The sequence below is a fragment of the Spirosoma fluviale genome, from assembly GCF_900230225.1.
Lineage (GTDB): Bacteria > Bacteroidota > Bacteroidia > Cytophagales > Spirosomataceae > Spirosoma > Spirosoma fluviale.
Window position 1 is genome coordinate 53,102 of sequence record NZ_OCNH01000007.1, and the last position, 26,278, is coordinate 79,379.

The window sequence follows — 26,278 nt, forward strand, 5'->3', positions numbered from 1 at the left end:
CTGTACCGGTCAGAGACCGGATAACGCCCAGACATAGTCATAGACTACGCCCAACCGACCGGGACGGTTCGACGCATCGACGGTTGGTACTACTTCAACAACTCCAAATGATGCTGCGTGTGTATACTCGTGAAATAGAGCATTTCGCGCACCGATAGTTTGCCGAGTACGGGATGGGGAATGCAGTAGTCATCCAGTTCGTGTGTCGGCCAATATTCTACGGCACGAATCAGGTCCTCGTAAATACCTTCAAATCGCTTCACCATGTCGCCCCGCCCGATCTGAATATCTTCCGGGCGGGGCGACATGCCTGCGGGCGCTTTCACCCCCGTACCCAAAATGGTTTTGTAAGTCGACGCGATTTCGTCGTAGCCTTTGGGCAACGTTTCCGACCTTCCCCACTGCTTGAGTGCGTCACGAGAACCTGCCAGCAATCGCGCTACCGGACGGGCCGACAAAAACAAATGCTGCATAACCTCGACTACAGACCACTTCCCGTCCAACTGCACAGCAAACTGTTCATCGGAGAGCGTATCAGCCCATTTTATAAATTCTTGGCAATCCTCTCGTAATCGGTCCTGAATAGTAATTTCCTGTGCTTCCATAGGGTATTTTCAAATTGCGAAATGACCTGTTAATGTACAACGGATTGGTAATCCGTTAGGCCGCTAGGCCAATTGGACATATTGTTAGCTTATCGGCTCAACGGATTGCTAATCCGTTGTACAAAAATTACAATCCCTTGTCTTTCAATTAATTAAATACCAAACTAATTCCCCCTTCCGGGATTCATCCCACTCTATTATCTGTTATAAATACAGATGGATGAGTCTATACAAAATACTCAATCTTACCCTTTCTACTCCGTTATGATACCTGAACTAACCGCAACATTAATTCCCGAACCGCTTACCAAGTCGGCCCGCCTTTGGATGCCGAAGCGGGTCATCTTCACAGCCGACGCCCTTAACGAACCCTTTGGTCAGGCGATGTACGAGCGAATTTCGGCGCTTGACCTGCCCATTGAGATTGCCAAAAATAATCGCATTACGGGCTTGCGGGGTGCCGACGAACGCGAGACGTATCGAAACGCCAAGAACACGCTGGCAATCGTAAATGCGCCCCCCGGTGCGTTCAAACTCCAACCCATCCCCCCTTCCGCCGACTGGCAGATGAACCTGGCCGAAGGGTGTCCGGCTCACTGTCAATATTGTTATCTGGCGGGTAGTCTTTCCGGGCCGCCGGTAGTACGGGCCTACGCCAACCTGCCCAAAATGCTGGCTCATACCGCCACGTACGAAGGCACCTATCCTCCCAACCGAACCTGGCAGGGATCGACCACCGGCGTCAATAGCACGCACCGCCCAACCACCTTCGAGGTGAGTTGCTATACCGATGTTTTAGGCATCGAGCACCTGACTGGAAGTATGGCGGAGTGCATCCGGTATTACGGTACGCGGGAGATGGCAGAACTACGTTTTGTGACGAAGTACGACCAGATTGACAGCTTGCTAAACCTGCCTCATAACGGCCACACCCGCGCTCGTGTCAGCCTCAACGCCGACGCCATTGCCCGTCGTCTCGAAGGGGGAACAGCCTCCGTTGAAGCCCGGCTACAGGGTATCCGCAAGCTGTCGATGCCGCAAGAGCTGGGTGGTGGCGGCTACCCTATCGGGCTGGTCATTGCACCTATCATGCCCATTCCGGGCTGGCGCGATCACTACACAGCCCTGCTCGACCGCATGGCCGAAGTGCTGGACTTTGCGCAGGGTGGCGAAGCGGTCGATATGAACGTTGAATTCATCAGCCACCGCTTCACCCCCGGCTCCAAAGACATTCTGTTGCAGTGGTACCCCAACACCTCGCTCGATATGGACGAGGCAACGCGGTCACAGAAGCGGAACAAATTCGGGGGTACCAAGTATGTGTACCGTCCGGAAGAGATGAAGGAAATGAAAGCCTTTTTCTATGCCGAATGGACGAAACGTTTCCCCAAAGCCCCGATTCTATACTGGACCTGATTATTGAAGAAGGAGTAATTTTAAAGGGAGTCAAACGCCATATCTTAAGAATATGGCGTTTGACTCCCTTTAAAATTACTCCTTCTAACCATACATTACCACACTTTAGCCTGCTGCACTTCCGGCTTGTATAACTTCTGTCCCGGCTTTACGTCAAAAGCCGCGTAAAACGGGGCGAAGTTCGTGAGCGGCCCATTTACCCGAAACTTATCCGGCGAGTGCGGGTCTGTAGCTACCCGAACGCGCAGTGATTCATCACGAACTTTAGTACGCCACACCTGCGCAAAACCCAGAAAGAACCGCTGATCAGGCGTAAAGCCGTCGATTTTTTCGGTGCCTTGGCCCTGCTTGGTCAATTTGAACGCCTGATAAGCCAGCGTAATACCGCCCAGATCGGCGAGGTTCTCGCCCAGCGTCAGGCGGCCGTTCAGGTGCAGATTATCCAGCACGGTGAAGTTATTGTACTGATTGACAACCGCCTGTGTTTTGGTGTTGAATCGCTCGGCGTCCGCTTTGGTCCACCAATCGCGGAGGTTACCATTGGCATCGTACTGGCGACCCTGATCGTCGAAAAGATGGGTCATTTCGTGGCCGATCACCATCCCAATAGCGCCGTAGTTGATCGCGTCATCGGCGTCTTTGTCGAAGAAGGGGAATTGCAGGATACCCGCCGGAAAGACGATTTCGTTGTTTGTTGGATTGGCGTAGGCATTCACCGTTGGCGGTGTCATCATCCACTCAGCCCGGTCGACGGGTTTATTGATCTTGGCAAAATCTTCCTTTACGTGATGGATGTAGGTTTGCTGTACGTTGCCGTAAAAATCGTCGCGCTTTATGGTCACTTCCGAATAATCCTTCCATTTATCCGGGTAGCCAATCTTCTTCACAAACCGATCCAGTTTGACCAGAGCGACTTTTTTAGTCTCCGGTGCCATCCAGTCCAGCTTTTCAATCCGCTCCCGATACACTTTTTGCAGATTGTTAACCAGGGTGAGCATACGCTCTTTGGCTTCGGCCGGGAAGTACTTTTTCACCCATAACTGCCCTAGTGCTTCGCCCAACCCACGATCCACAAACTGAGTAACCCGTTTCCAGCGATCGGCCTGTTTTGGCTGGCCGTACAACGTTCGACCATAAAACTCGTATCGAGCCTGTTCGAACGGCTGACTGAGCAGTCTGGCGTTCTCATCAAGCAGATCAAATACCAGTTTGTCTTTCAGTTCGCCGATGGGCACCGTTGGCAGGGTTTTATCCAGCGCTTTGTAATAGCCGGGCTGACCTACCAGCACGGTATCAATACTGGTCAGCTTCATGGAGTTTAGCAACGCTCGCCAGTTGAGGTTAGGCATTTGTTTTGTCAGATCGGCAACGGAAAGTTTGTTATAATTTGCCACCGGGTCGCGCAGATCAGCCTGCTCCTTATGCGACTGGGCGAGGGCCGTTTCAAAGGCCAGAATGGTGTTAGCTTTCGTTTTAGCCGAGAGCGAGTCGACGCCTACCAGCGTGAATAGTTTGGCCGCGTAGTTGAGAAATGCCGTGCGAATTTTTTTCGTAGACTCGTCCGTTTTGGTGTAATAGTCCTTTTCGGGTAAACTAAGCCCCGCCTGACCGAAGTTGATCCGGTTCAGGCTACTCTGTCGATCATCGGCCCCTACGTAATACCCGATGAACTTCCCGCCCGGATTACTCTGACTGGATGCCAGGTAATTCAGAGCCTCTTTGTAATCGTTCAGAGCCCCAATTTGGGCCAGTTCAGCCTTCAGCGGTTCGTAGCCAAGCTTATCAATCGTGGTTGTATCGAGGCCGCTGGCGTATAAATCGCCCACCTGCTGTTCTATACTTCCGGTTTTGGCACCGGCACCGGCGGCTTCAGTCAGGATGGATTTCGTTTTTTGAAGATTCTCTTCATAGAGCGTATTGAAAGAACCCCAGCCGGTCTGATCGTCGGGTATTTTCGTTTCCTTTACCCACTTGCCGTTGGCATAGGTAAAGAAATCATCGCCGGGGCTAACGGTTGTATCCATCCCGGATTTATCAAAAAATGACGTTCGGGTGGTGGTTTCTTCTTTTTGCTGGCAGGATGCTACGGCTACGACCGAAAGTGCCGTGACCAGAATTTTTACAATGGGTCTCATGCTGAGTTTGTAAATGAATGAGAATTGGTAATTTTGAGTGTAAATATAACGACAAGGTATAGTCTACTCCGTTCGTTATTATAACTACGACCGTCAACAATACACGTATAATCAACGAATAAATCATGAAGACCATCCTGCTTACCAGTCTACTCATTGCAGCCTCTTTTGGCGTATTTGCACAAACAGAAGCCAGTTATCACGGCAAAAAAATCACGACCTCGGGTGCCCTTCCGGCAACGGAACTGGCCACTAAAATGGCCGATAAGAAAGAAATGCCCGCTAAAGTGGAAGGTACGGTTGAATCGGTTTGTAAAGTTAAAGGGTGCTGGATGAAGGTTAAAACCGGCGACGGACAAACGATGCGCGTAACCTTTAAAGACTACGGTTTCTTTGTTCCCAAAGACATCGTAGGTAAAACCGTTGTTGTTGAAGGCACGGCAGAAAACACGACAACCCCCGTTGCCGACCTCCGTCACTTTGCCGAGGACGCCGGTAAATCCAAAGAAGAAATTGCAAAGATTACCGAGCCGGAAAAAGCCCTAACGTTCGTGGCCGATGGGGTGATCGTGAAAAAATAAGAAAAAGCGGAAACCGTTTCCAACCCTTCGTTTGAGCGTGGCGTCTTCTCTAAAAAATTACAAGGAATATGCTTTACTCAATGAAACGGTTTTCTGGTTTTCTCATCGTCGGAACAATTCTCTTTTCTGCCTGCAAATCCAACGAAACCACCCCAACGGAATCTATTTCCCTTGGCCTCCATCAATCAGGCCGACTTGGTTCTGAAGTTGTTGTTCGGGTCGATTCGATTCAGGATGGCCGCTGCCCAATGGATCTCAACTGCATCTGGGCGGGACAGGCTAAGGTTAAATTGCTACTATCGAAAGGCACAGATTCAAAGTTTGCACGCCTGCTTTTGGGGCCTGACGGTTCAAACAAACGACCCGACTCAACAACCGTTTCGCTCAAAAATGAGAGATACAAAGTGATTCTTCGTGAGATAAATCCATATCCTAGTTTAGCGAATCAGGGGAAACCGCAAACAGCGGTGGTGCAGGTAACAAAAATTTAGACGTTCTTCAAAGCGTTTTCGTACTTTAAGGGCTGCAACTCATCGTTGCAGCCTTTTTTGTACCCCAACTAACTTCCTTTATGAAGAAAATGTACCTGCTGGCCGGCCTGTCGCTGCTGGCCGCTCCCCTGTTTGCCCAACGCACGCTGATTCACTGCGGCAACCTCTTCGACGGCATCAATAACAATGTCCAGCCGCAAATGACGGTTGTGGTTGAAGGCAACAAAATTACGGCCGTTCAGAAAGGGTACACGACGCCCGCCGGGCAGGATCGGGTGCTGGATATGAAATCGAAAACGGTTCTGCCCGGCCTCATCGACATGCACGTACACCTCGAAAGCCAAACTCGCCGGGGTGGTGCTATTGATGGCTTTACAAAGAACCAGGCCGATGTGGCCTATCAGGCGGCTCAATATGCTAAAACAACGCTGATAGCCGGCTTTACAACGGTTCGTGATCTGGGTGGCTCGGGCGTTAACGTCTCCCTTCGCAACGCCATCAATGCCGGGCTGGTCGATGGTCCCCGCGTATTGACCGTTGGAAAATCCATTGCGACAACGGGTGGCCATGCCGATCCAACGAACGGCTACCGCAAAGACCTGATGGGCGACCCCGGCCCAATGGAAGGGGTTATCAATGGCCCCGAAGATGCCCGTAAAGCGGTGCGGCAGCGGTACAAAGACGGCTCCGACCTGATCAAGATTACGGCGACTGGTGGCGTATTGAGCAATGCCAAAGATGGCTCCGGTGCTCAGTTTACCGAAGAGGAAGTGAAAGCGGTTGTCGATGCCGCCAGGGATTATGGCTTTCCGGTGGCGGCCCACGCCCACGGTGCGGAAGGGATGAAACGCGCCATTCGGGCGGGTGTACAAACCATCGAGCACGGAACGCTGATGGATGATGAAGCGATTGAGCTGTTCAAGAAATACGGCACCTATTACGTCCCAACGATCATTGCCGGTAAAACAGCGGCTGATTCAGCCCGGCGTTTCGGCTATTACCCGGCGCTGGTAACGCCCAAAGCACTGGCCATTGGCCCCAAAATTCAGGCGACGTTTGCCAAAGCGTACAAAGCGGGCGTGAAGATTGCCTTCGGTACCGATGCGGGTGTTTACATCCACGGGTACAACGCCAAAGAGTTTGAGTACATGGTCGAAGCGGGTATGCCCCCACTCGAAGCGATCAAAGCGGCTTTGATGACCAACGCAAAGTTATTGGGTATGGACGCCCAGATTGGCTCCATCGAAACCGGCAAAATGGCGGACATCATCGCCGTAAGCGAAAACCCCCTTCAGAACATCAAAACCCTGCAAGCCGTCCAATTCGTCATGAAAGACGGAAAGGTGTATAAGCAGTAAGCAGTAAGTAGTTAAGTAGTAAGTAGTAAGTGGCTGGCCCAAGCAAAATACATGCGTCAGCCACTTACTACTTACCACTTGGCAACTTACCACTTATTATCAATTCATTCACTCGTTCGGCTTCTTCGTGCTGGACCCAGTGGGAGGCATTTTCGAGGAAGACCAGTCGGCCGTTGTCGCAGAGGTCGATACTGGGTTGAGCCATTTCCCGTTTTAGGAATTTATCGCGGGTGCCCCAGATAAGCAAGGTAGGAACGGTGACCCGGATAGAGGGACGTCGGGCGGGTGGTTTTCGGAGAGACGCCCGGTACCAGTTGATCATGGCCATTACGGCCCCCGGCTGCGACCAGGCCGCTTTATACTGCTGCAAATCTGCCCGCCGGAACGTCCCAGGCCGACTACTACTCAGAAGTGTCCGGACAAACATGGACCAGTTTCCGGCGCTTGACAGTGTTTCGGGGATCCAGGGCAACTGAAAAAAGCCGATGTACCAGCTCCGTATCATTTGCCCAATGTTGCTACTGGCATATTTCTTCATCACAATCGGATGCGGCACATTCAGCACCACCAGCCGTTCTACGTGCTCGGGATGCGAAACGGCGGTCCACCAGGCAACCGCAGCGCCCCAATCGTGCCCGACGACTACAGCCTTTTGCCGGCCGGACGCATCAATCAGACCGATCACATCGGCTACCAGTGTATCAAGACTGTAGGCGTCGATACCCACCGGTTTTTCGCTCAGGTTGTACCCGCGCTGGTCGGGTACCCAGACGCAGTAACCCGCTTCGGCCAACGTATCGATCTGATTTTTCCAGCCATACCAGAACTCTGGAAAGCCGTGCAACAAAATGATGAGCGGGCCATCGTCCGGTCCGGCCTGCACCACGTGCAACCGAACCGGTGAGGCACCTTTGATATCGACAAACGTATTGGTCATCGACTTTCGTTAAAAACCAAAATACTGCTCCGCATTCCGGTAGCAAATGTCCTGCACGATCTGACCCACCCACTCAACGTCGTTCGGTAATTCGCCATTCTCGATGTCGTTGCCAAAGATGTTGCAGAGAATACGACGGAAATATTCGTGGCGGCTGTACGACACAAAACTGCGCGAATCGGTAAGCATACCCACAAACGCGCTGATAAGTCCCATGTTCGACAACGTGTTGATCTGCTTTTCCATGCCGTCTTTCTGATCCAGAAACCACCAGCCCGAGCCAAACTGTACTTTACCCCGCACCGATCCGTCGTTGAAGTTGCCGATCATGGTCGCCATCACTTCGTTATCGGCCGGGTTCAGGTTGTAGAGAATAGTCTTGGCCAGTTGGTTGCGGTCGTCCAGCCCACCCAGGAAGCGGGACAAGGAAGCCGCCTGCGGGAAGTCGCCGATGCTGTCCCAGCCCGTATCCGGACCCAGTTCGCGCAGTCGGCGGACGTTGTTATTCCGAAGCGCCCCGAGGTGAAACTGCTGTGTCCAGCCTTTGGCGTGATCCCACTCGGCAAACTGCACGAGCATGAACGACTTGAACTTCAGCACGTCGATGGGCGAAACGTCGACCCCGCGCAGCAGGTGATCGAATATCCGCTGCACGTCGCCCTCTTTGTAGGGTTCGGCATAGACCATTTCCAGGCCGTGGTCGGACAGGCGGCAACCCATCTCCCCAAAATAATCATGCCGCGACTTGAGCGCATCGAGGTAATGCGTCAGGTTTAGAATTTCCCGATTCGTAACGACCGCCAGTTTCTGAATGTAGCCCCGCAGCGATGCCGGATCGTCGGCGGCCATAGCCTTATCGGGCCGGAACGTGGGTAACAGCTTAACGCTGAAGTCACTCTGAGCAATTACTTTATGGTGTTCGAGGGAATCGAGCGGGTCATCGGTCGTACACACAACGCGTACGTCGAAGTGTTTAAGCAACGCACGGGCCGACAAGTTGGGCAACTGTTCGTTACACGAATCGTAAATTGACCGGGCCGATGCCGGATTCAGCACTTCATTGATCCCAAATGGGTTTTTCAACTCCAGATGCGACCAGTGGTAAAGCGGGTTACGGAGCGTATACGGAATCGTTTCGGCCCATTTTTCAAACTTCTCCCAGTCCGAAGCCTCGCCGGTGCAATACTGCTCGGGGATGCCGTGGGTACGCATGGCCCGCCACTTGTAATGGTCGCCGTGAAGCCAGAGCTGGGTTATATTTTCAAACTGCCGGTCGGCGGCAATCTGGTCGGGCGGCAAGTGGCAATGGTAGTCGATTATCGGCATTTGCCGGGCATACTCATGATAAAGCCGACGGGCTGTTTCGGTTTGAAGCAGAAAATCGTCGGACAGAAACGTAGGAGCGGGAGCGAGCGTGTACATAAGTATTAAAGTAAAAGCCGGGTTGTTTCTCCCGGCTTTGTATTATTTTTTTGTGATTTGAAGAGCAAATTTGAGCTTTTTGGTGGCATCCGTTGGCTCCTGCAAGATAAACAAATAATTTATGTCACTGGTAGCTGGGGGACTACTCCCCCGCCGATAACCCAAGCATCAATCCACGAATTTCGGCCAGTCCGCGCAAACGACCGATGGCCGTGTAGCCCGGATTGGTTCGTTTCCCGGAGGTCAGGTCATCGAGCATGCGGTGCCCGTGGTCGGGCCGGAAAGGCATACGGGTATCCTGACGACCTTCCGCAATGCGCCGTTTCTGCTCGGCGAGCAATGCCCGTGTTACGCCCACCATCGGCACATCGCCTTCGAGGTGATTGGCTTCCTGAAAGCTATGCCGACCGGGTTGATTGTCCGCATCGCGCTGGGTGCTGCGAAGGTGAACGAAATGAATGCTTGGTCCCAGTCGCTCAACCATCCCGACGAGGTCGTTATCGGCCCGAACACCGTACGAGCCGGTGCAAAAGCAGAGTCCGTTGGCAGGTGAGTCAGTAGCGGCCAGCAAAGCGCGGGCGTCGGCTTCGGTACTCACTACGCGGGGCAGCCCTAAAATCGGATACGGCGGATCGTCGGGGTGAATGGCCAGCCGGACGCCAGCCGATTCGGCCACGGGTACGATCTCACGCAGAAACGAGTACAGATTCTGACGTAACTCCTGATCGCTAATATCTTTGTACGCATCCAGCGCATCACGAAACTGCTCGACCGTGTAACTCTCTTCCGAACCGGGCAAACCGGCAATGATGGTACGAACCAGCCGCTTCACCTGCGCATCGGTCATGCCATCGAGTTTGGCACGGGCCTGTTGCTTTTGATGGTCATTGTACAAATACTGGGCACCCGGCCGCTGAAGAATGAATAGTTCAAAAGCGGCAAACTCAATGGCATCGAAACGAAGCCCCGTTGAGCCATCGGGCATGGGAAAGTCGAGGTCGGTGCGGGTCCAGTCGAGTACGGGCATAAAGTTGTAACAGACCGTATCAATACCGGCCTTTGCCAGATTAACAATAGACTCCTTGTAGTTTTCGATGTATTGCCGGTAGTCGCCGGTGCGGGTTTTGATGCCCTCATGGACCGGTATACTTTCAACGACCGACCAGGTCAGCCCTTTTTCTTCGATAATCGCTTTCCGATCCAGAATATCCTCCAGCGACCATACTTTTCCATTTGAAATCTGGTGGAGGGCGGTAACGATACCGGTAGCACCCGCCTGTCGGACATCATTGAGCGATACGGGGTCATTCGGACCGAACCATCGCCAGGTTTGTTCAAGCATTATAATGTGGTTGGTAAGTGAGTAAGTGGTAAGTGGGTACACCAACTTACCGACTAAATAAGGTAAAAAAGCACTCCCATCTCCTTTTCTCCCCAAAACTCCTGGTTGTTTTGCAAATGCCAACCCCTTCCGGCCGCTTTCGCTGGCGTATTGTCGCTTTATTGTTTCTGGCAACGACGATCAATTACATCGATCGGCAAGTGTTGTCTTTTACCATGACGGACGAAGTCTTTCGGAAGGAAATGCTGGATATCGCTCCCGACTCCATTCTGACCAAAGAGGCAACTGACCGGTTCAAAGTGCTTTATGGTGATGTCGATGCCGCCTTCAAATTCGCTTATGCCATTGGTTTTCTGCTGGCTGGCTGGCTGGTTGACCGCATTGGTACGAGACGGGGGTTCTCACTGGGTATTCTGGTCTGGAGCGTTGCGGGCGTTCTTACGGCTTCGGTCAATACCATTGCCGGATTAAGCTGGATGCGGGCGTTGCTGGGGCTAGGCGAATCGGCAAATTTCCCTTCAGCCATCAAAACCATTGCCGAGTGGTTTCCCCGGCGCGAACGCTCCTTTGCCAATGGCCTCTTCAATGCGGGCACTAACGTAGGCATTATTTTAACGGCCCTCGCCGTTCCTTACCTTATTTTACAATTTGGCTGGCGTAGTTCCTTTTTGGTAACGGGCGTACTGGGCTTTGGCTTGCTTATTTTCTGGTGGCTGAGCTACAGCAAACCCGAGCGACACCCAAAACTCTCTGCCGAGGAGTTGGCTTACATCCGGGCAGACAGCGAGAAAACCCCGCCACTAAAAGTCTCCTGGAGCCGGTTACTAAGCTACAAACAAACCTGGGCTTTCGCGGTCGGGAAGCTTATGTCCGACCCGATCTGGTGGTTTTATATGTCGTGGTTACCCGATTTTTTCAACTCGAACGATGCCCTCGATGAAAAGCTTGACCTCAAGAGTTTTGGCTTACCTTTCCTGATCATCTACGTCGTTTCCGACGCAGGCAGTATTTTCTTCGGCTGGCTCAGCACCCAGTTTATGCGTTGGGGGTGGTCGGCGAATCGCGCTCGCAAAACAACCTTGCTGATTTGTGCTCTGTGTGTTGTGCCTATTTTCTTTGCCGCCCAAACTAACAGCCTCACCACCGCCATTGCTCTCATTGCGCTGGCAACGGCCGCTCACCAAGGTTGGTCAGCAAATATGTATACCTTCGCGTCGGATTTATTTCCAAGGAATGTAGTGGCTTCCGTAACCGGCATTGGCGGTATGTTTGGCACAGTTGGCGGTATTCTGCTGGCCTTGCTGGCCGGGCGAATCATTACCGCTTTTGGTTATCTGCCCATGTTTATCATTGCCAGCTGCTCCTATCTGATCGCCCTTGTTATTATTCATTTGGTTTTACCCAAATTAGAGCCCGTAAAAACCGAAGAATTAATGGGTGACTACATGGTAGACACTAAGCGATAGACTTATACTGTAGTTGCTTTAGCTTTTTAACTCGTACGCATGAAACTAATCACCTTTGGCGAAGTCATGCTTCGGCTAAGTCCGCCGGGCGTTGACCGCTTTACCCAAACCGACAGCCTAACTATGCATTTTGGTGGCACAGAAGCCAATGTAGCGGTTTCGCTGGCGCAGTTTGGTATGCAGGCGGCTCATGTTACCCGCTTTCCGGACCATGCTTTGGGGCGGTCGGCGGCAGGCTACCTGCGCAAATACGGCGTTGACACCCAACACATCCAATACGGTGATGGGCGGCTGGGACTGTATTTCCTCGAAACGGGAGCCGGAAGCCGGGCAAGTCAAATCATTTACGACCGGGTAGACTCCGCTTTTGCACGCATCGGCGCAAATTCAATTGATTGGGAAACCGTACTGAGTGGCGCGTCGTGGTTTCACTGGACGGGCATCACCCCTGCTCTATCGCAGGGGGCAGCGGATTGTTTGCTGGCCGGGATTCAAACGGCGAATCGGCTGGGCATTCCCGTCTCGGCCGATATCGTTTACCGCAGCAACCTGTGGCAATACGGCAAAACACCCCAGGAAATCATGCCCGCCCTAACCCAGGGCTGTACGCTGGTTCTGGGCAGTAAAAACCTATTTTCGGACCTTTATGGGGTTGTTGGCAGCACATTTCAGGAATCGGGTCGGGCGCTCATGAAGCGTTTCCCCAATGTCCGGTACATTACCGATACCAAACGACGGTCCATCAGCGCATCGCATAATCAATTAGCGGCCAAGCTATTCGACGGCGAAACCGTTTACAAATCCAGAACCCATGACATTAAATCCATTACCGACCGTATTGGTACGGGCGATGCTTACATGGCTGGCTTGATTTATGGTTTGCTGACCTTCAATGACCTGCAACGAACCGTTGAGTTTGGCGCGGCTGCCTCTGCGCTGAAACACACCATTCCGGGCGATGCCAACCTGGCTACTATTTCTGAAGTAGAAACGCTGGCCAATGGCGACAGCTCAGGAAAACTGAAACGATGAGCAGTCATTTTGTGCTTACGATAAAATACCAGCTATGGGTAACGATGTAGTTCGTATTATTGCTGAATTATGATGAACTCATAAAAAAAGTCAATTTAAGTTAATAGTAAATCCGTCTGACTGATGACCGCAGACCAGATTGCAGCACGTCCAACCATGGCTAAATTAAACCGTTCAACCCATCCAGTACCTGTTTACCCTGAAAAAATTCTTCAATTCGGTACGGGTGTACTCCTGCGAGGCTTACCTGATTATTTAATACAAAAAGCGAACAGCGAAGGGCGATTCGAAGGGTCTATTGTTGTCGTAAAGTCGACCGATAGCCAGACGAATGAGTTCTCGGACCAGGACAACCTGTATACGGTTGCGGTTCGGGGCGTTCAACAGGGTCAGGAAGTGGCCGAAAATACCATTGTTTCGGCGATCAGCCGGGTACTGGCCGCACAAACCCAGTGGCATGACGTGCTGGTGCTGGCCCGCAATCCAAAACTACAGATCATCATTTCCAATACGACCGAAATTGGTCTTAACTACGTCGAAGAGAGCATCTTTCAGCATCCGCCCCAATCATTTCCGGCCAAACTAACGGCATTTCTGTATGAGCGGTTTCGCAGTGTGGGCGGTTCAAAAGCCAAGGGACTGGTCGTTATTCCTACCGAACTCGTCACCGATAATGGTCTGAAATTGCGGGAAGCCGTGGAGAAACTGGCCCAGTTCAACGAGTTGGGCAAGCTCTTCACCAAGTGGCTCAAATTCCACGTTCGGTTCTGTAACTCGCTCGTCGATCGAATCGTTACGCGCCCCACGGAGGAAGATAAACTGGCTCTTGAAAACGAAGTAGGCTACGAAGACGACCTGCTCACGTTTACAGAACCTTATCACCTCTGGGCCATTGAAGGCGATGACCGTGTTCGACAGACATTGTCGTTTGCGGGTCCGTTAACCCCGCAGATCATCATTGACGAAGACATCAATTTTTATAAAGAGCGAAAACTGCGGGTACTGAACGGCACGCATACGCTGACCATGCCCCTGGGTTATCTGCTCGGGCTGGAAACCGTAGCGGATGAAATGCGCCACCCGGCCATGAGCAAATTCGTTGAACAGCTGATGCTCAGCGAAATTGTGCCAACCGTTCCTGACTACGACATTCCGGGTATGGACAAAGCCGCCGTTGCCCAGTTCGCCCACGACGTGCTGGACCGGTTCCGCAACCCGCATCTAGACCATTTACTGTTGAATATTTCGCTTCAGCAAACGGCTAAAATGCAGGCCCGTAATGTGGCGACGCTGCAACGCTATTACGAGCAGTTCAACACCGTTCCCAAACTCATGGCCTTCGGCTTTGCGGCTTATCTGTTGTTCATGAAAGTTGTTCGGGAAGAGAAGGGGCAGTTCTTCGGCGAAATCGCCCTGCCGGGTGGTGGAGTACTCAACTACCCGATTCGCGATGATAAAGCAGGTTATTTCTACGGCGACTGGAAAACGGTGAAAGAAGGAGATTCGGCTACGGTAGACGCCTTTGTAAAAAGTGTATTGTCTGATACAACGCTCTGGCAAGCTGACCTAACCACGTTAGCCGGATTTAGTGAGGCCGTTGCCGAAACCCTCAATTCGTTATTGGCAGAAGGTGTCGAAAAAAGCCTCAAAAAAGTGATTGGTTAGTCTTATTGACACAAAAACAGAAGTCCCGACAGCAAATGTAGCTGTCGGGACTTCTGTTTTTCACAAGAGGCTACTGTAGTATCGAAAAAGATTTACCCTAAAAACGCCCGAATTTTCTCAGCCGTTGCGGCTAGCTCATCCTGGCTGGGTTTTAGTTTGTTGTGAAAATTCATGTCGGCCATGGAGTTGAGTGGAATCAGGTGGACATGCGCATGCGGCACCTCCAAACCAACCACCGCCACACCGATGCGGAGACAGGGTACCGCCTTCTCAATTGCCGGGGCAACTTTTTTGGCGAACGCCATCAGCCCGACATACAATTCATCGTCCAGATCGAACAGGTAATCGACCTCTTTCTTGGGGATAACCAGCGTATGGCCCGTAGTGGTCGGCATCACGTCCAGAAACGCCAGATAATCGTCTGTTTCGGCAATTTTGTGCGCCGGAATCTCACCAGCTACAATTCGGGAGAAGATAGAAGGCATAAAAAAGTAAGAAGTAACAAGTTTAGCGTGAAGAATATAGTGGCGCAGTCCTTTATTCAATATTCTTCACGCTGAACTCTTCATTAAAATTACCGGGCTATTTCCATTACTTCGAATTCCAGCACGCCAGCAGGTACTTTTATCTCGGCGGTATCGCCAACACGTTTCCCTAACAAGCCTTTACCAATGGGCGAACCCACCGAAATACGGCCGGTTTTGAGGTCAGCTTCTTCTTCCGAAACCAATATGTAAAGCATTTCTGCCCCACTTTTCTTGTTTTTGATCTTTACTTTCGACAACACCGATACCTGTGAGGCATCAATGGTCGATTCGTCCAGCACACGTGCGTTCGAAAGTACCTCTTCAAGTTTCGATATTTTCAGTTCATGTAACCCCTGAGCATCTTTTGCCGCATCATATTCAGCATTTTCGCTAAGATCTCCCTTGTCGCGGGCTTCGGCAATCTGACGGGCAATCGCGGTTCGACCTTTTGTTTTCAACTCAACCAATTCAGCTTTCAGCCGGTTAAGTCCTTCTTCTGTGTAATAAGAAATCTTTGCCATAATGTAGTCGTACTTACTCGTTATTCGTATTTATTGGTGTGCTCCCTAAAAACAAAAAGAACGGTACACCGACCGTTCTGCAACCAAATTGGTTTTCTTTGCAGACGCGTCAGAGTCGCCGTCGGGTTTCCGAAGCGCTCGGTCCAAGGATGTAAAAAATTATTCGTTGCATAGGCTAAGCCAATTGCAGGCCAGTCATATTCTGTTGAAACGTGCGGGAAGCATCGCTTCTTGTGATACAAAAGTAAAAATACTTCCCGGCTATATCAACACATAGCCGGTTGTCTTCGTAAAAACTGATTTACCGAAACATGCCACAACCCCTTCGTATTATATTCATGGGCACGCCCGATTTTGCGGTTGCCAGTCTCCAGCGGCTTCTGGGAGCCGGTTTTCAGGTCGTTGCCGTCGTTACCGCCCCCGACCGGCCGTCCGGGCGCGGGCTCCAGTTAACGCCGTCGCCGGTAAAGAAAGCCGCCGAAGCCGCTAATTTACCGGTCCTTCAACCTGAAAAGCTCCGCGATCCGGCTTTTCTGGAACAACTCGCCAGTTACCAGGCCGATTTACAGGTCGTAGTGGCCTTTCGGATGCTGCCGGAAGTGGTTTGGGCAATGCCCACCATCGGAACATTTAACCTGCATGGCTCACTGTTGCCGCAATACCGCGGAGCCGCTCCTATTAACTGGGCCATCATCAACGGCGAGACAGAAACCGGGGTAACAACGTTTTTTATCGAGAAAGAAATTGATACGGGGCAAATGATCTTCCAGGACTACGAACTCATCTACCCGGACGATACGGCCGGAACGGTGCATGACCGGCTGATGGAGCGGGGCGCTCATCTGGTCGTAAAAACGGTTCATGCCATTGAGGCCGGTACGTATCCCCGCACGCCCCAACCCGTAGCCGATGACCTGAAACCGGCCCCTAAACTCAGCCGCGAAACCACCGAAATCAACTGGAACCAACCGGTAATCCAGATTCGTAACTTCGTACGGGGACTATCGCCCTACCCCACTGCCTGGACGAAAATCAACGGGAAGGTTTTCAAGATTTACGCGGTTTCCGTCGCCAATGAGTCGCCTTTTGCCGCCGAACCGGGCTGGTCTGCCACGGCGGAATCTTATTCCGATAACAAGAAGGTGATTCTAGTACGGGCGTCTGACGGCTGGCTTCAGATCGACTCGCTTCAGGCAGAAGGCAAACGGCGTATGACGGCGGAAGAGTTTTTGCGGGGGAATAAGTTGTAAGCTGGGATTTGTAATAAAGAAGCGATAAATAGTAAAACATGGGACTAGTACTTCTTTGACTTATAACACCTTACCCCCATTCCTTACATGAAATTAGCCCTACTATCTGTAATCTTCATCCTCCTAACTCTTTTGACCAGCAACGCCCAAACGGAAACCTACGCGGAGAAACTGGGTTTCCCTAAAGGAAAGAAAGTCGTCATTTTCCACGTCGATGATGCCGGGATGAGCTACGAATCGAACGTGGGAACGATAAATGCCATGGACAAAGGCATTGCCAGTTCAACCAGTGTCATGATGCCTTGCGGCTGGGTTCCTCACTTTTTTGAGTACGTAAAGAAGCACCCGACCGCCGATGTGGGCGTTCACCTGACGTTGACGTCGGAGTGGAACGGCTATCGATGGTGCCCGTTAGTAGGTCGCGAAAAAGCGCCCGGATTATATGATGAGCAGGGTGCATTCTGGCATTCGGTCGAACAGGTCGTTCAACACGCGTCGGCGGATGAGGTGGAAGCCGAGATTCGGGCGCAACTGGCTCGCTACCGCGCATTTGGCGTACAGCCTACGCACATGGATTCGCACATGGGAACCCTCTTCGAGCCGAAATTCATTACGCGCTACGCTAAAGTGGCCATCGAAGAAAAAATCCCGGTTCTGTTTCCGGCGGGTCACGCCACCTTGATCTTCAAAGCCAATAACGTACCCGCCCCTATGCAGCAACTGGCGCAACAGGTTGGCAAACAACTCTGGGATGCAGGCTTACCCGTTATGGACGACCTCGACGGCACAAGTTACGGCTGGACGCTACCCGCCGGAACACCCGTTACCGATGCTACTATTCAGAAATATAAAACGCAGAAGTTTATCGAACTGCTCAAGTCAACGAAGCCCGGCCTGACGTACATTATTATGCACTGTACGGCCCCAAGCCCTACCTTTGACCAGATAAGCGGCTCCGGGCAATCCCGTAACGGCGACATGCTGGCTATGATGGACCCCACATTGAAAGCGTTTGTCGACAAAGAAGGAATCATCATCACCACCTGGCGCGAGCTAATGGAACGGCGTGGTAACGTTAAGTAAGTATGTGTAGTAAGTGAAATGAGTGGAATAGGTAAACAGGTTCAACTATTCCACTCATTTCACTTACTACACCAAATCACCAACTATGAAAATCAGTCTAATCTCTGCGGTTGCACAAAATGGTGTTATCGGTCGCGATAACGATATGGTCTGGCATTTACCCGACGACTACGCGTTTTTTAAACGCAAAACCAGCCATCACCCCATCATCATGGGTCGTAAGTCGCTGGATGCGCTCGGGAAACCGTTGCCCAACCGAACCAACATCGTTATTACCCGCAACCCCGACTTCACCGCAGCGGGCACAATTGTGGTGCACACCCTCGACGATGCCATTGCAGAAGCTAAAAAAGCGGATGGTGCCACCGACGAGATATTCGTCATTGGCGGGGCTGAAATTTATAAAATGGCGCTACCCATTGCCACAACGCTTTACCTGACCGAGATCCATCAGGCTTACGAGGGTGACGCCTACTTCCCGACATTCGACAAAAGCGAGTGGATCGAAGTTAGCCGACACCCACACCCCATCGATGAGCGCCATGCCGCTGCCTTTGATTTCGTGGAGTACGAAAGGCGCTAGAATTGCTAGCGCGGACTACCGGTAGCTGGCGCGAGTATTTACTCGTGCCTTTCCATAAAGTCAGTATTCACTGACGCAAGCGAATGCTTGCTTAAAGCGAAGGCACGAGTAAATACTCGCGCCAGCAACCTACGCGCAGACGGCGTAGACGGGGGTTTCTTCGAAACGGGAAGCTACGATTACCTCCGTTGTATCCCGGTGCAGGGTGAATAAGTCCTTTGTGAGTTGGGGGCAGTTATTGTCTTTGGACAGGTGCGACAACAGCACGTGGCTCATAAAGGCCGGTTTATGCGTTTTAAACAGGTCCAGCGCCTGCTGATTGGACAAATGCCCTTTACCACCCCGGATTCTGTTCTTCAGAAAATACGGATACCGACCTCTCTCCAGCATTTCCTCATCGTAATTCGCTTCCAGGAAAGCAGCGTGGCACTGCTTAAAGTGATGAATCAGGTGTTCGCAAGGGGCACCTATATCGGTGAACACCCCCACTTTTGTATCCCGGCCCGCGATCAGAAAACTGTGCGGGTCCGAGGCATCGTGGTGCTTGGGAAAGGCCGTAATGCACAATTCGCCAATCCACACCGGCTCGTAACCTCGTAGTGGACGAAGTGGGAAACCAGTCTGCGGCAAGCCGGAATTATTGAGCGTTCCGGGCGTGATAAAAACGGGAATCTGGTGTTTTTTGGCCAGTTGGGGAATGCCCCGGATGTGGTCGCTGTGTTCGTGAGATACAAAGATGGCTTTAACGGTTTGCAATGACAAACCAAGCCGCTCCATTCGCCGTTCGGTTTCCCGACACGAGATACCGGCGTCGATCAGGACAGCTTCCCGTTCATTGCCAACGTAATAACAATTCCCGTTGCTGCCCGAATTCAATGAGGTAATGAACAATTGCATAATACCACAAGGTAAGGGTAAAAATTGACATAATCTGCCTTGTACGCTCTGAAGCGGCAATCGTTATTATGTCTACCGATCAGGATTATATACTTAGCGTATCAGGACTTACGAAAACGTTTTCGGGGGTGAAAGCACTGGACAACGTCCGGCTGAACCTCCGAAAAGGCGAAGTTCACGCGCTGATGGGCGAAAATGGGGCGGGAAAATCTACCTTCATGAAGGTGCTCATTGGCCTGCTGACGCCCGATTCGGGCGAAATCATCTTTAAGGGCGAAGACCTGAAAACCGGTAATGTCAACGACATCCTGAAAAAGGGTATCTCTATGATTCACCAGGAGATTCTGGCCGTTCCGGAGCTAACCGTAGCGCAGAATATCTTTCTGGGTCGGGAAACGAGTAGCCGATTGTTTGGCTGGCTCAACGACCGGCAGCAGATAAAACAGGCGGGCGACCTACTGGAGCAAATGGGGCTCACCATCCAGCCTACCACGCCCATGAAGTATTTGAGCGTGGCCGAAATGCAGATGGTTGAGATCGCCAAAGCCATTTCTAACGAGGCTAGCGTCATTATCATGGACGAGCCCACCTCCGCCCTCTCCGATAAGGAAGTGGCCACGCTTTTCAGAATCATCGGCGACCTGACCCAAAAAGGCGTTGCCATTATTTATATCTCGCATAAGATGGACGAGATATTTACCATTGCCGATACCATTACGGTGTTGCGGGACGGGAAATACATCGTTACCAAACCCGCATCGGAGCTGGACACGACTCAACTGATCGCCCTCATGGTGGGCCGCGAGATAAACACCCTTTTCCCGGAAAATACCAGTCCCAAAGGCGACGAAGTGCTGTCGGTTAAAAACTTCAGTCAGTCCGGCAAATTTACCAACATCAACTTTGCCGTTCACGCGGGCGAAGTGTTGGGCCTTGCGGGCTTGATGGGAGCAGGAAGAACCGAGATAGCCCGCGCTATTTTTGGGCTGGACGGCTTCAACGATGGCGCGATTTATGTGCGGGGAGAAAAAGTCCGCATACAATCACCAGCCGACGCCATTCGGCAGGGTATCGGCTACGTGAGCGAAGACCGCAAAGCCCTTGGCTTTATCCCCCGCCTGTCGGTGAAGGACAATATTACCCTGTCGAGCCTGCGTGGCTTTTTCACGCAACCCAAACAGGAAACCGAAACAGCCCTGTCGCTGATGGCGGATTTGCGGATAAAAGCCAACGGCCCCGATCAGGCCGTAACCTACCTCAGTGGCGGTAATCAGCAAAAAGTCGTGATCGGTAAGGTGCTGCTGGCCAAACCGGCGGTGGTTATTCTCGATGAGCCAACGCGGGGCATCGACATCGGGGCTAAAGCTGAAATCTATAAGTTAATCAACCAGTTAACCGCCGATGGCATCGCTGTTATCCTGATCTCGTCGGAACTGCCCGAAATACTGGGTCTGAGTGACCGGATACTCGTCCTCTCGCAGGGACGGCAAACCGCCATGCTCTCCCGTTCCGACGCGACCCAGGAAACCATTATGCGGTACGCCATGCCCGCCAACTGACAAATTCCTTACCCATTATCCATGAAAAACGGCTTTATCACTACCTTTTCCCAGACCGGACAATCTTACAAAACACACATCCGGGGCATCGGCAAATACGGCCTTCTGCTCGCTTTCTTCGTCATTTGCCTGGCTCTCTCCCTGATAACCCCGAAGTTCCTGACGGTTCAAAACCTGATGATCATCGTGACGCAGGTATCCATCAATGCGTTGCTGGCGTTTGGCGTTACGTTTGTCATCATTGCGGGCGGCATTGACTTATCCATCGGGTCGATGGTGGCGGTTACGGGGGTGGTAGCGGCTTCGTTTGCCCACCCGGATACTTACCCCGTGGCCGTTCCCATCGGGATGGGGCTGCTGGCGGGTCTGCTCTTTGGCGCTTTCAACGGTTTCGTCGTTACCCGAAGCAAAGTCCCGCCATTTATTGTCACCCTGGGCACCATGACCATTGGCCGGGGACTGGCCCTGATCATAAGCAAAGGGCGGCCCGTTTCCAACCTCTCCGACTCGTTCAACTTTTTAGGTGGCGGCAAAATCCTTGGTATTCCAACGCTTATCATCATTCTGATTGTGCTGTTCATCGGTTGCTCCATTCTTCTGAAACGAACGGTGCTTGGCCGCTATATTTACGCCGTTGGTGGTAACGAGCAGGCGGCCAAAGCCTCCGGCATTCAATTGAACAAGGTAAAAATGGTGGTTTACACGCTATGCGGTGGCCTGGCGGCACTGGCGGGTATCTTACTGACCTCGCGCATTACAACGGGGCAGCCCAACGCGGGAACCGGTTTTGAGCTCGACGCCATTGCTGCGGCCATCATCGGCGGCACCAGCACATCGGGCGGTACCGGCACCATGACGGGCACGCTTATTGGTGCGCTGTTGATCGGTGTCATCAGCAACGGACTTGATTTGCTCAATGTAACGTCCTATTACCAGCAGGTGGTTATGGGCGTCATTATCATTGGCGCCGTAGTGCTGGACAGTATGAATCAGACAAACAAAGGGTAAATTATGTACCAAACAGCTTCTAGCTGTTTGTATAGCCTTCACGTCAAACAGCCAGAGGCTGTTTGGTACAACCTAAAAACCAATATGAGACGTCTTTCACTAACTTCTATCACCGCTACCCTATCCGTATTCCTTTTGCTCTCAGGCTGTTCTCAATCCGGCACGAATGAAACCGGTCAGGAGGGAGAAGGCAAAAAACTGGTGGTGGGTGCCACCATGCTGAGCATGCAGAATGAGTTCATCGTCAACGTGCATGACGAGATGGACAAGGAAGCACAAAAGGCAGGTATTGAGTTGATTACCGTCGATGCGGAACGGTCGGCGCTCAAGCAGGTGGAGCAGGTAGAAAGCTTTATCGCGCAGAAAGTCGATGCCATTATCATGAATCCGTGCGAAGTGGAAGCCAGTTCGCCAGCCGTTGCCAAAGCACTGGCCGCCAAAATACCGATCATCAACGTCAACTCCGAAACGAGTTCAAAGCCCTCGGCTTTCGTTGGGTCAGACGATATAGAATCGGCCCGAATTGCCATGAAATTTATTGCCGATAAGCTGGGCGGCAAAGGCAACGTGGTCATGATGCACGGCTACATGGGTCAGGCAGCTCAGATAAAACGCGAACAGGGGGCGCGGGAAATCCTGAAGCAGTACCCGAACCTGAAACTCATAGCCCACCAAACGGGCGAATGGGACCGCGCCAAGGCGATGTCGCTGATGGAAAACTGGATTCAGTCGTATGGCTCGCAGATTAACGCGGTCTTCGCACATAATGACGAGATGGGCCTGGGTGCCGTAAAAGCCCTGACCGATGCGGGTTTGAAAGATAAGGTGATTGTTGTTAGTATCGACGCCATTCCGGATGCTTTGCAGGCAGTAAAGAAAGGCTCACTGGATGCTACCGTTTTCCAGAATGCCGAGCAGCAGGGATCAAAAGCTATTGAAACGGCCATTAAAGCCGCCAAGAGACAACCGTTTGACAAAGAAACACTTGTGCCGTTTCAACTGGTTACCAAAGATAATTTGAGCAAATTTTTAAAGTAGGTATATTTGATAGGAACGCGGATGAAACAGATGGAACGGATAAAAACTGATTTCATGATTTTTATCCGTTCCATCTGTTTCATCCGTTCCATCCGTGTTCCTATAACCTGTAATTAACTTCCAGAGATGGTGATATATCAACGCCTACGTCTTCTTATTGGAATCGGCTGTTTCAGTCTGGCCATAAGCTTGCAAAGTTGTGGCGTCGACAAACCGGCGGAGATTGCTCAACTGGACGATAAGCTTCCCGAAACGATCGATTACAATCTACACGTGAAGCCCATCTTGTCCGACAAGTGTTTCTTCTGCCATGGGCCGGACAAAAATAGCCAGAAAGCCGGACTGGAATTAGCCACGCCGGAAGGCGCTATGGCCGCCCTCAAAAAAGCGAAGGGTAAACACGCCATTGTTCCCGGTGACCTGGCCAATAGTGAAGTCTACCACCGGATTTTGAGCACCGACGACCATGAGATGATGCCGCCGAAAGCCTCAAATCGTTCGCTGTCGGTTTACGAGAAGGCCGTTCTGATCAAATGGATTGAGCAGGGCGCCGAATACAAACCGCACTGGGCGCTCATTAAACCGGATAAGTCGGTCTTGCCAGCCGTAAAAAATACCATTTGGCCCAAAAATCCAATCGACTACTTTACTCTGAGCAAGCTGGAAGAAAAAGGCCTCAAACCATCGCCCGAAGCTGACAAGGAAACGCTCCTCCGCCGGGTAACCCTCGACCTCACCGGTCTACCCCCTACCCTGGCCGAAACCGACGCGTTTCTGGCCGACACCTCGCCCGATGCCTACGAAAAAGTAGTTAACCGCTTACTGAAATCACCGCATTACGGCGAAAAGATGGCGGTCGACTGGCTGGATTTATCCCGCTATGCCGATACACACGGCTATACCGTTGACCGGTACCGGCCGATGTGGCCCTGGCGCGATTGGGTCATTCAGGCGTTTAACCGCAACCGGCCATTCAGCCAGTTCATCACCTGGCAACTGGCGGGCGATCTGCTGCCTAACCCAACCCCCGAACAGCGATTAGCGACGGCCTTCAACCGAAACCATTCGCAGAATATGGAGGGAGGCATTATCAACGAGGAGTTCCGGGTGGAGTACGTTGCCGACCGGACCAACACGCTGGGCACAGCCCTGATGGGCATGACCGTCGAGTGCGCCCGCTGCCACGACCATAAGTTCGACCCCATCTCGCAGAAAGACTATTACAGTTTGTTCGCTTTTTTCAACAACGTGGACGAAGCCGGGCAGATTTCGTGGGACGATGCCATGCCGGTGCCCACGATGCTGCTCACCCAGCCCAAAGAAGATAGCCTGCTGACTTTCATCAACACGAAGATCCGAAAGGCAGAAACAGATTTGAAGCAAACCGTACAGACCGAGCAAAAAGCATTTGAGGCTTGGCAATCGAAAACCAGTGCCGTTCCGTTCGATCCGCGCAAGGGCTTACAGGCGCACTTTACCTTCGATAAACTGGTGAAGGGACGGTTCGTGAATGAGGTGAGCGTTAAAGACAGTGGCAAAGTACTCGACCCGGTACTTGTGCCGGGCAAACGGGGCAATGCCTTTCAATCCAACGGCGACGACATCCTGACGCTGGGACAGGCTGGTGTTTTCAGTCGGTCGCAGCCGTTTTCCATTGGCGTGTGGATCAACATTCCGAAGGGCGTTTCGAAAGCGGCCCTCGTTCACAAAGGCAACGGCGATATTCTGTATAATTTCCGGGGGTACTTCCTCAACCTCCGCGACGACAAAGCCGAACTGCTGATGGCCCACACCTGGCCCTACAACAGCATTGTTAGGGTCAGCAGACAGGTGCTGCCCAAGGAAAAGTGGATTCAACTAACCATGACCTACGACGGCTCCAGCAAAGCGAGTGGCTTCCGTCTGTACGTCGACGGGCAGGAAACGGCACTCCTGACCGAGCGGGACAATCTCTACAAAGACATTTTATTCAACGGAAAACAGACGGGTCTGATGGTGGGGGCAGATATGCGTGGGCCAGGTTTCAAGAAGGGACTGGTCGATGAACTGGTTGTCTATAACCGCACATTAAGCCCGCCCGAAGTTCAGGCGCTGGCCCAATCTGTGCAACAGGTAACGCCCATGAAAGGCGACCCGTTGAAACAGTATTATTTCAGTCATCTTTCGCCCGTTTACCAGCAACAGCAACAGGCTTTGCAGCAACTCCGGGCCGAGCGGAATAAACTGGTCGAGGCCATTCCGGAAATTATGGTGATGGACGAGATGAAAACGCCCCGTCCAACTTATCTTCTGAAACGGGGGGTGTACGACGCCAACGGCCCGCAGGTGAAGCCCGATGTTCCGGCCAGTGTGCTGCCTTTCTCGCCGGAGTTTCCCCGTAATCGGCTGGGGCTGGCCAAATGGCTCCTTCACCCCGATAACCCGCTGACGGCGCGGGTGGTAGTAAACCGGTACTGGCAAACGTATTTCGGCAACGCCATTCAGAAGTCGGCCAATAACTTCGGGAATCAGGGCGGGCTGCCTACGCACCCGGAACTGCTCGACTGGCTGGCCGTTACGTTCCGCGAAGGAGGCTGGAACATGAAAGCCATGCAGAAACTGATTGTAATGTCGGCCACCTACCGGCAATCGTCCTACGGCACCCGCGAGAGTCTGCAAAAAGACCCGGAAAACACCTGGCTGTCGCGCGGCCCCATTTCTCGCCTAACCGCCGAGATGATCCGCGACAACGCGCTGGCCGCCAGCGGCCTGTTAGTCAAACAACTGGGTGGCCCCAGTGTAAAACCTTATCAGCCCGAAGGGCTCTGGGCGGTCAATAACACGACGTATGAGCAGGATAAAGGAGACAGCCTATACCGCCGAAGCCTGTACACGTTCTGGCGCCGGACCAACCCGCCCCCGTCCATGAACACCTTCGATGCTCCGTCGCGCAGCTATTGCGTGGTTCAGCGGCAGAAAACCAGCACACCCTTGCAGGCGCTGGTGCTGCTCAACGATCCACAGTTTGTTGAAGCCGCCAAAGTCGTTGCCGAACGGTCACTCGCTCAATACGCAACTATTTCGGATCGGCTAACGTACACGTTTAGGCTCCTGGCCAGCCGGAAGCCAGCCCCCAAAGAACTGGCTATTCTGACCCGATTGTATCAGCAGGAATACCAGTTGTTCACGAAAAATCCGGCCAAAATGCAGGGATGGCTACAAGCAGGAGAGTACAAACTGAAAGCCGTGGCCGACAAGCCTGCCCTGGCCGCTGTTGCCGTTGTGGCCAGCACCGTCATGAATTCCGAAGCGTTCGTTACCAAGCATTAATGTAGCACCGAGCGTCGGCCCGGCGACCATCACGGTCGGGAGATTAACGTTTA

General features: G+C 52.2%; 22 protein-coding genes. 14 read left to right on the forward strand and 8 right to left on the reverse strand.

The window, feature by feature from the left end; genetic code table 11:
• Window positions 1–89: 89 nt before the first annotated feature.
• On the reverse strand, window positions 90–605 hold the full coding sequence (locus CRO74_RS26890; protein ID WP_097130648.1) for a DinB family protein: 516 nt from the start codon (window positions 603–605) through the stop codon (window positions 90–92).
• Between the two features lie 264 nt (window positions 606–869).
• Between CRO74_RS26890 and CRO74_RS26895 the strand changes: the two genes are divergently transcribed.
• Window positions 870–2,021 carry a spore photoproduct lyase family protein gene (locus tag CRO74_RS26895; RefSeq protein WP_097130650.1) on the forward strand — a complete coding sequence of 384 codons (1,152 nt, stop codon included), beginning with the start codon at window positions 870–872 and terminating at the stop codon, window positions 2,019–2,021.
• A 95-nt stretch (window positions 2,022–2,116) separates the two neighbouring features.
• On the opposite strand, the gene CRO74_RS26900 is transcribed toward CRO74_RS26895, so the two are convergent.
• On the reverse strand, window positions 2,117–4,156 hold the full coding sequence (locus CRO74_RS26900; RefSeq protein ID WP_097130651.1) for a M13 family metallopeptidase: 2,040 nt from the start codon (window positions 4,154–4,156) through the stop codon (window positions 2,117–2,119).
• A 125-nt stretch (window positions 4,157–4,281) separates the two neighbouring features.
• On the opposite strand from CRO74_RS26900, the gene CRO74_RS26905 reads away from it, so the two are divergent.
• The 3 genes from CRO74_RS26905 (at window position 4,282) to CRO74_RS26915 (ending at window position 6,586) form a co-directional block, all read left to right on the forward strand.
• Window positions 4,282–4,737 carry a DUF4920 domain-containing protein gene (locus CRO74_RS26905; RefSeq protein ID WP_097130653.1) on the forward strand — a complete coding sequence of 152 codons (456 nt, stop codon included), beginning with the start codon at window positions 4,282–4,284 and terminating at the stop codon, window positions 4,735–4,737.
• Window positions 4,738–4,817: 80 nt separating this feature from the next.
• Window positions 4,818–5,228 carry a hypothetical protein gene (locus CRO74_RS26910; RefSeq protein ID WP_097130655.1) on the forward strand — a complete coding sequence of 137 codons (411 nt, stop codon included), beginning with the start codon at window positions 4,818–4,820 and terminating at the stop codon, window positions 5,226–5,228.
• An 80-nt stretch (window positions 5,229–5,308) separates the two neighbouring features.
• On the forward strand, window positions 5,309–6,586 hold the full coding sequence (locus tag CRO74_RS26915) for a metal-dependent hydrolase family protein (protein WP_097130657.1): 1,278 nt from the start codon (window positions 5,309–5,311) through the stop codon (window positions 6,584–6,586).
• A gap of 67 nt (window positions 6,587–6,653) precedes the next feature.
• Here the strand turns inward: CRO74_RS26915 and CRO74_RS26920 are convergent, their stop codons facing one another.
• The 3 genes from CRO74_RS26920 to uxuA form a co-directional block, all read right to left on the reverse strand.
• On the reverse strand, window positions 6,654–7,523 hold the full coding sequence (locus CRO74_RS26920) for an alpha/beta fold hydrolase (RefSeq protein WP_097130659.1): 870 nt from the start codon (window positions 7,521–7,523) through the stop codon (window positions 6,654–6,656).
• A gap of 9 nt (window positions 7,524–7,532) precedes the next feature.
• Entirely contained in the window at window positions 7,533–8,945 is a 1,413-nt protein-coding gene (gene uxaC, locus CRO74_RS26925) for a glucuronate isomerase (RefSeq protein WP_097130660.1), read from the reverse strand.
• Window positions 8,946–9,087: 142 nt separating this feature from the next.
• A complete protein-coding gene (gene uxuA / locus CRO74_RS26930) occupies window positions 9,088–10,287 on the reverse strand; it encodes a mannonate dehydratase (protein ID WP_097130662.1) in 1,200 nt (399 codons plus the stop codon).
• A 116-nt stretch (window positions 10,288–10,403) separates the two neighbouring features.
• Here uxuA and CRO74_RS26935 point away from each other — a divergent pair, with 116 nt between their 5' ends.
• The 3 genes from CRO74_RS26935 to CRO74_RS26945 all read left to right on the forward strand — a co-directional run bounded on the left by CRO74_RS26935 (window position 10,404) and on the right by CRO74_RS26945 (window position 14,450).
• On the forward strand, window positions 10,404–11,753 hold the full coding sequence (locus CRO74_RS26935; RefSeq protein WP_097130664.1) for an MFS transporter: 1,350 nt from the start codon (window positions 10,404–10,406) through the stop codon (window positions 11,751–11,753).
• A 39-nt stretch (window positions 11,754–11,792) separates the two neighbouring features.
• Window positions 11,793–12,785 carry a sugar kinase gene (locus CRO74_RS26940; RefSeq protein WP_097130666.1) on the forward strand — a complete coding sequence of 331 codons (993 nt, stop codon included), beginning with the start codon at window positions 11,793–11,795 and terminating at the stop codon, window positions 12,783–12,785.
• A 156-nt stretch (window positions 12,786–12,941) separates the two neighbouring features.
• The gene (locus tag CRO74_RS26945; protein ID WP_218840241.1) at window positions 12,942–14,450 is read left to right on the forward strand and encodes a tagaturonate reductase; all 1,509 of its coding nucleotides are present in this window, start codon (window positions 12,942–12,944) and stop codon (window positions 14,448–14,450) included.
• A gap of 92 nt (window positions 14,451–14,542) precedes the next feature.
• Here the strand turns inward: CRO74_RS26945 and CRO74_RS26950 are convergent, their stop codons facing one another.
• Both CRO74_RS26950 and greA read right to left on the reverse strand, forming a co-directional pair.
• Window positions 14,543–14,935 (reverse strand): HIT family protein, encoded by a 393-nt coding sequence (locus CRO74_RS26950; RefSeq protein ID WP_097130670.1) that lies wholly within the window; start codon window positions 14,933–14,935, stop codon window positions 14,543–14,545.
• A gap of 89 nt (window positions 14,936–15,024) precedes the next feature.
• Complete coding sequence (gene greA / locus CRO74_RS26955; RefSeq protein WP_097130672.1) at window positions 15,025–15,498, reverse strand: transcription elongation factor GreA; 474 nt, start codon at window positions 15,496–15,498, stop codon at window positions 15,025–15,027.
• A gap of 311 nt (window positions 15,499–15,809) precedes the next feature.
• On the opposite strand from greA, the gene fmt reads away from it, so the two are divergent.
• The 3 genes from fmt to CRO74_RS26970 all read left to right on the forward strand — a co-directional run bounded on the left by fmt (window position 15,810) and on the right by CRO74_RS26970 (window position 18,414).
• Entirely contained in the window at window positions 15,810–16,748 is a 939-nt protein-coding gene (fmt, locus tag CRO74_RS26960; RefSeq protein WP_245877997.1) for a methionyl-tRNA formyltransferase, read from the forward strand.
• 87 nt (window positions 16,749–16,835) lie between these two features.
• Entirely contained in the window at window positions 16,836–17,831 is a 996-nt protein-coding gene (locus tag CRO74_RS26965; protein WP_097130675.1) for a polysaccharide deacetylase family protein, read from the forward strand.
• A gap of 85 nt (window positions 17,832–17,916) precedes the next feature.
• A complete protein-coding gene (locus tag CRO74_RS26970; protein ID WP_097130677.1) occupies window positions 17,917–18,414 on the forward strand; it encodes a dihydrofolate reductase in 498 nt (165 codons plus the stop codon).
• A 129-nt stretch (window positions 18,415–18,543) separates the two neighbouring features.
• Here CRO74_RS26970 and CRO74_RS26975 read toward each other — a convergent pair whose 3' ends face one another.
• Window positions 18,544–19,311: an MBL fold metallo-hydrolase gene (locus tag CRO74_RS26975; protein ID WP_097130679.1), complete on the reverse strand. Its 768-nt coding sequence runs from the start codon at window positions 19,309–19,311 to the stop codon at window positions 18,544–18,546.
• A gap of 68 nt (window positions 19,312–19,379) precedes the next feature.
• On the opposite strand from CRO74_RS26975, the gene CRO74_RS26980 reads away from it, so the two are divergent.
• From CRO74_RS26980 to CRO74_RS26995, 4 genes are all read left to right on the forward strand, one after another.
• Window positions 19,380–20,870, forward strand: a complete 1,491-nt coding sequence (locus CRO74_RS26980; RefSeq protein ID WP_097130681.1) for a sugar ABC transporter ATP-binding protein — start codon at window positions 19,380–19,382, stop codon at window positions 20,868–20,870.
• A gap of 21 nt (window positions 20,871–20,891) precedes the next feature.
• A complete protein-coding gene (locus CRO74_RS26985; protein ID WP_097130683.1) occupies window positions 20,892–21,878 on the forward strand; it encodes an ABC transporter permease in 987 nt (328 codons plus the stop codon).
• Window positions 21,879–21,962: 84 nt separating this feature from the next.
• On the forward strand, window positions 21,963–22,916 hold the full coding sequence (locus CRO74_RS26990) for a sugar ABC transporter substrate-binding protein (protein ID WP_097131138.1): 954 nt from the start codon (window positions 21,963–21,965) through the stop codon (window positions 22,914–22,916).
• 126 nt (window positions 22,917–23,042) lie between these two features.
• A complete protein-coding gene (locus CRO74_RS26995; protein WP_097130685.1) occupies window positions 23,043–26,225 on the forward strand; it encodes a DUF1553 domain-containing protein in 3,183 nt (1,060 codons plus the stop codon).
• The last annotated feature ends 53 nt before the right edge of the window (window positions 26,226–26,278 follow it).

Excerpts from the sequence above, each read along its gene's own strand:
- CRO74_RS26890 (WP_097130648.1), bottom strand. The coding sequence starts at position 605 with ATGGAAGCACAGGAAATTACTATTCAGGACCGATTACGAGAGGATTGC.
- CRO74_RS26895 (WP_097130650.1), top strand. The coding sequence starts at position 870 with ATGATACCTGAACTAACCGCAACATTAATTCCCGAACCGCTTACCAAG.
- CRO74_RS26900 (WP_097130651.1), bottom strand. The coding sequence starts at position 4,156 with ATGAGACCCATTGTAAAAATTCTGGTCACGGCACTTTCGGTCGTAGCC.
- CRO74_RS26905 (WP_097130653.1), top strand. The coding sequence starts at position 4,282 with ATGAAGACCATCCTGCTTACCAGTCTACTCATTGCAGCCTCTTTTGGC.
- CRO74_RS26910 (WP_097130655.1), top strand. The coding sequence starts at position 4,818 with ATGAAACGGTTTTCTGGTTTTCTCATCGTCGGAACAATTCTCTTTTCT.
- CRO74_RS26915 (WP_097130657.1), top strand. The coding sequence starts at position 5,309 with ATGAAGAAAATGTACCTGCTGGCCGGCCTGTCGCTGCTGGCCGCTCCC.
- CRO74_RS26920 (WP_097130659.1), bottom strand. The coding sequence starts at position 7,523 with ATGACCAATACGTTTGTCGATATCAAAGGTGCCTCACCGGTTCGGTTG.
- uxaC (WP_097130660.1), bottom strand. The coding sequence starts at position 8,945 with ATGTACACGCTCGCTCCCGCTCCTACGTTTCTGTCCGACGATTTTCTG.
- uxuA (WP_097130662.1), bottom strand. The coding sequence starts at position 10,287 with ATGCTTGAACAAACCTGGCGATGGTTCGGTCCGAATGACCCCGTATCG.
- CRO74_RS26935 (WP_097130664.1), top strand. The coding sequence starts at position 10,404 with ATGCCAACCCCTTCCGGCCGCTTTCGCTGGCGTATTGTCGCTTTATTG.
- CRO74_RS26940 (WP_097130666.1), top strand. The coding sequence starts at position 11,793 with ATGAAACTAATCACCTTTGGCGAAGTCATGCTTCGGCTAAGTCCGCCG.
- CRO74_RS26945 (WP_218840241.1), top strand. The coding sequence starts at position 12,942 with ATGGCTAAATTAAACCGTTCAACCCATCCAGTACCTGTTTACCCTGAA.
- CRO74_RS26950 (WP_097130670.1), bottom strand. The coding sequence starts at position 14,935 with ATGCCTTCTATCTTCTCCCGAATTGTAGCTGGTGAGATTCCGGCGCAC.
- greA (WP_097130672.1), bottom strand. The coding sequence starts at position 15,498 with ATGGCAAAGATTTCTTATTACACAGAAGAAGGACTTAACCGGCTGAAA.
- fmt (WP_245877997.1), top strand. The coding sequence starts at position 15,810 with ATGCCACAACCCCTTCGTATTATATTCATGGGCACGCCCGATTTTGCG.
- CRO74_RS26965 (WP_097130675.1), top strand. The coding sequence starts at position 16,836 with ATGAAATTAGCCCTACTATCTGTAATCTTCATCCTCCTAACTCTTTTG.
- CRO74_RS26970 (WP_097130677.1), top strand. The coding sequence starts at position 17,917 with ATGAAAATCAGTCTAATCTCTGCGGTTGCACAAAATGGTGTTATCGGT.
- CRO74_RS26975 (WP_097130679.1), bottom strand. The coding sequence starts at position 19,311 with ATGCAATTGTTCATTACCTCATTGAATTCGGGCAGCAACGGGAATTGT.
- CRO74_RS26980 (WP_097130681.1), top strand. The coding sequence starts at position 19,380 with ATGTCTACCGATCAGGATTATATACTTAGCGTATCAGGACTTACGAAA.
- CRO74_RS26985 (WP_097130683.1), top strand. The coding sequence starts at position 20,892 with ATGAAAAACGGCTTTATCACTACCTTTTCCCAGACCGGACAATCTTAC.
- CRO74_RS26990 (WP_097131138.1), top strand. The coding sequence starts at position 21,963 with ATGAGACGTCTTTCACTAACTTCTATCACCGCTACCCTATCCGTATTC.
- CRO74_RS26995 (WP_097130685.1), top strand. The coding sequence starts at position 23,043 with ATGGTGATATATCAACGCCTACGTCTTCTTATTGGAATCGGCTGTTTC.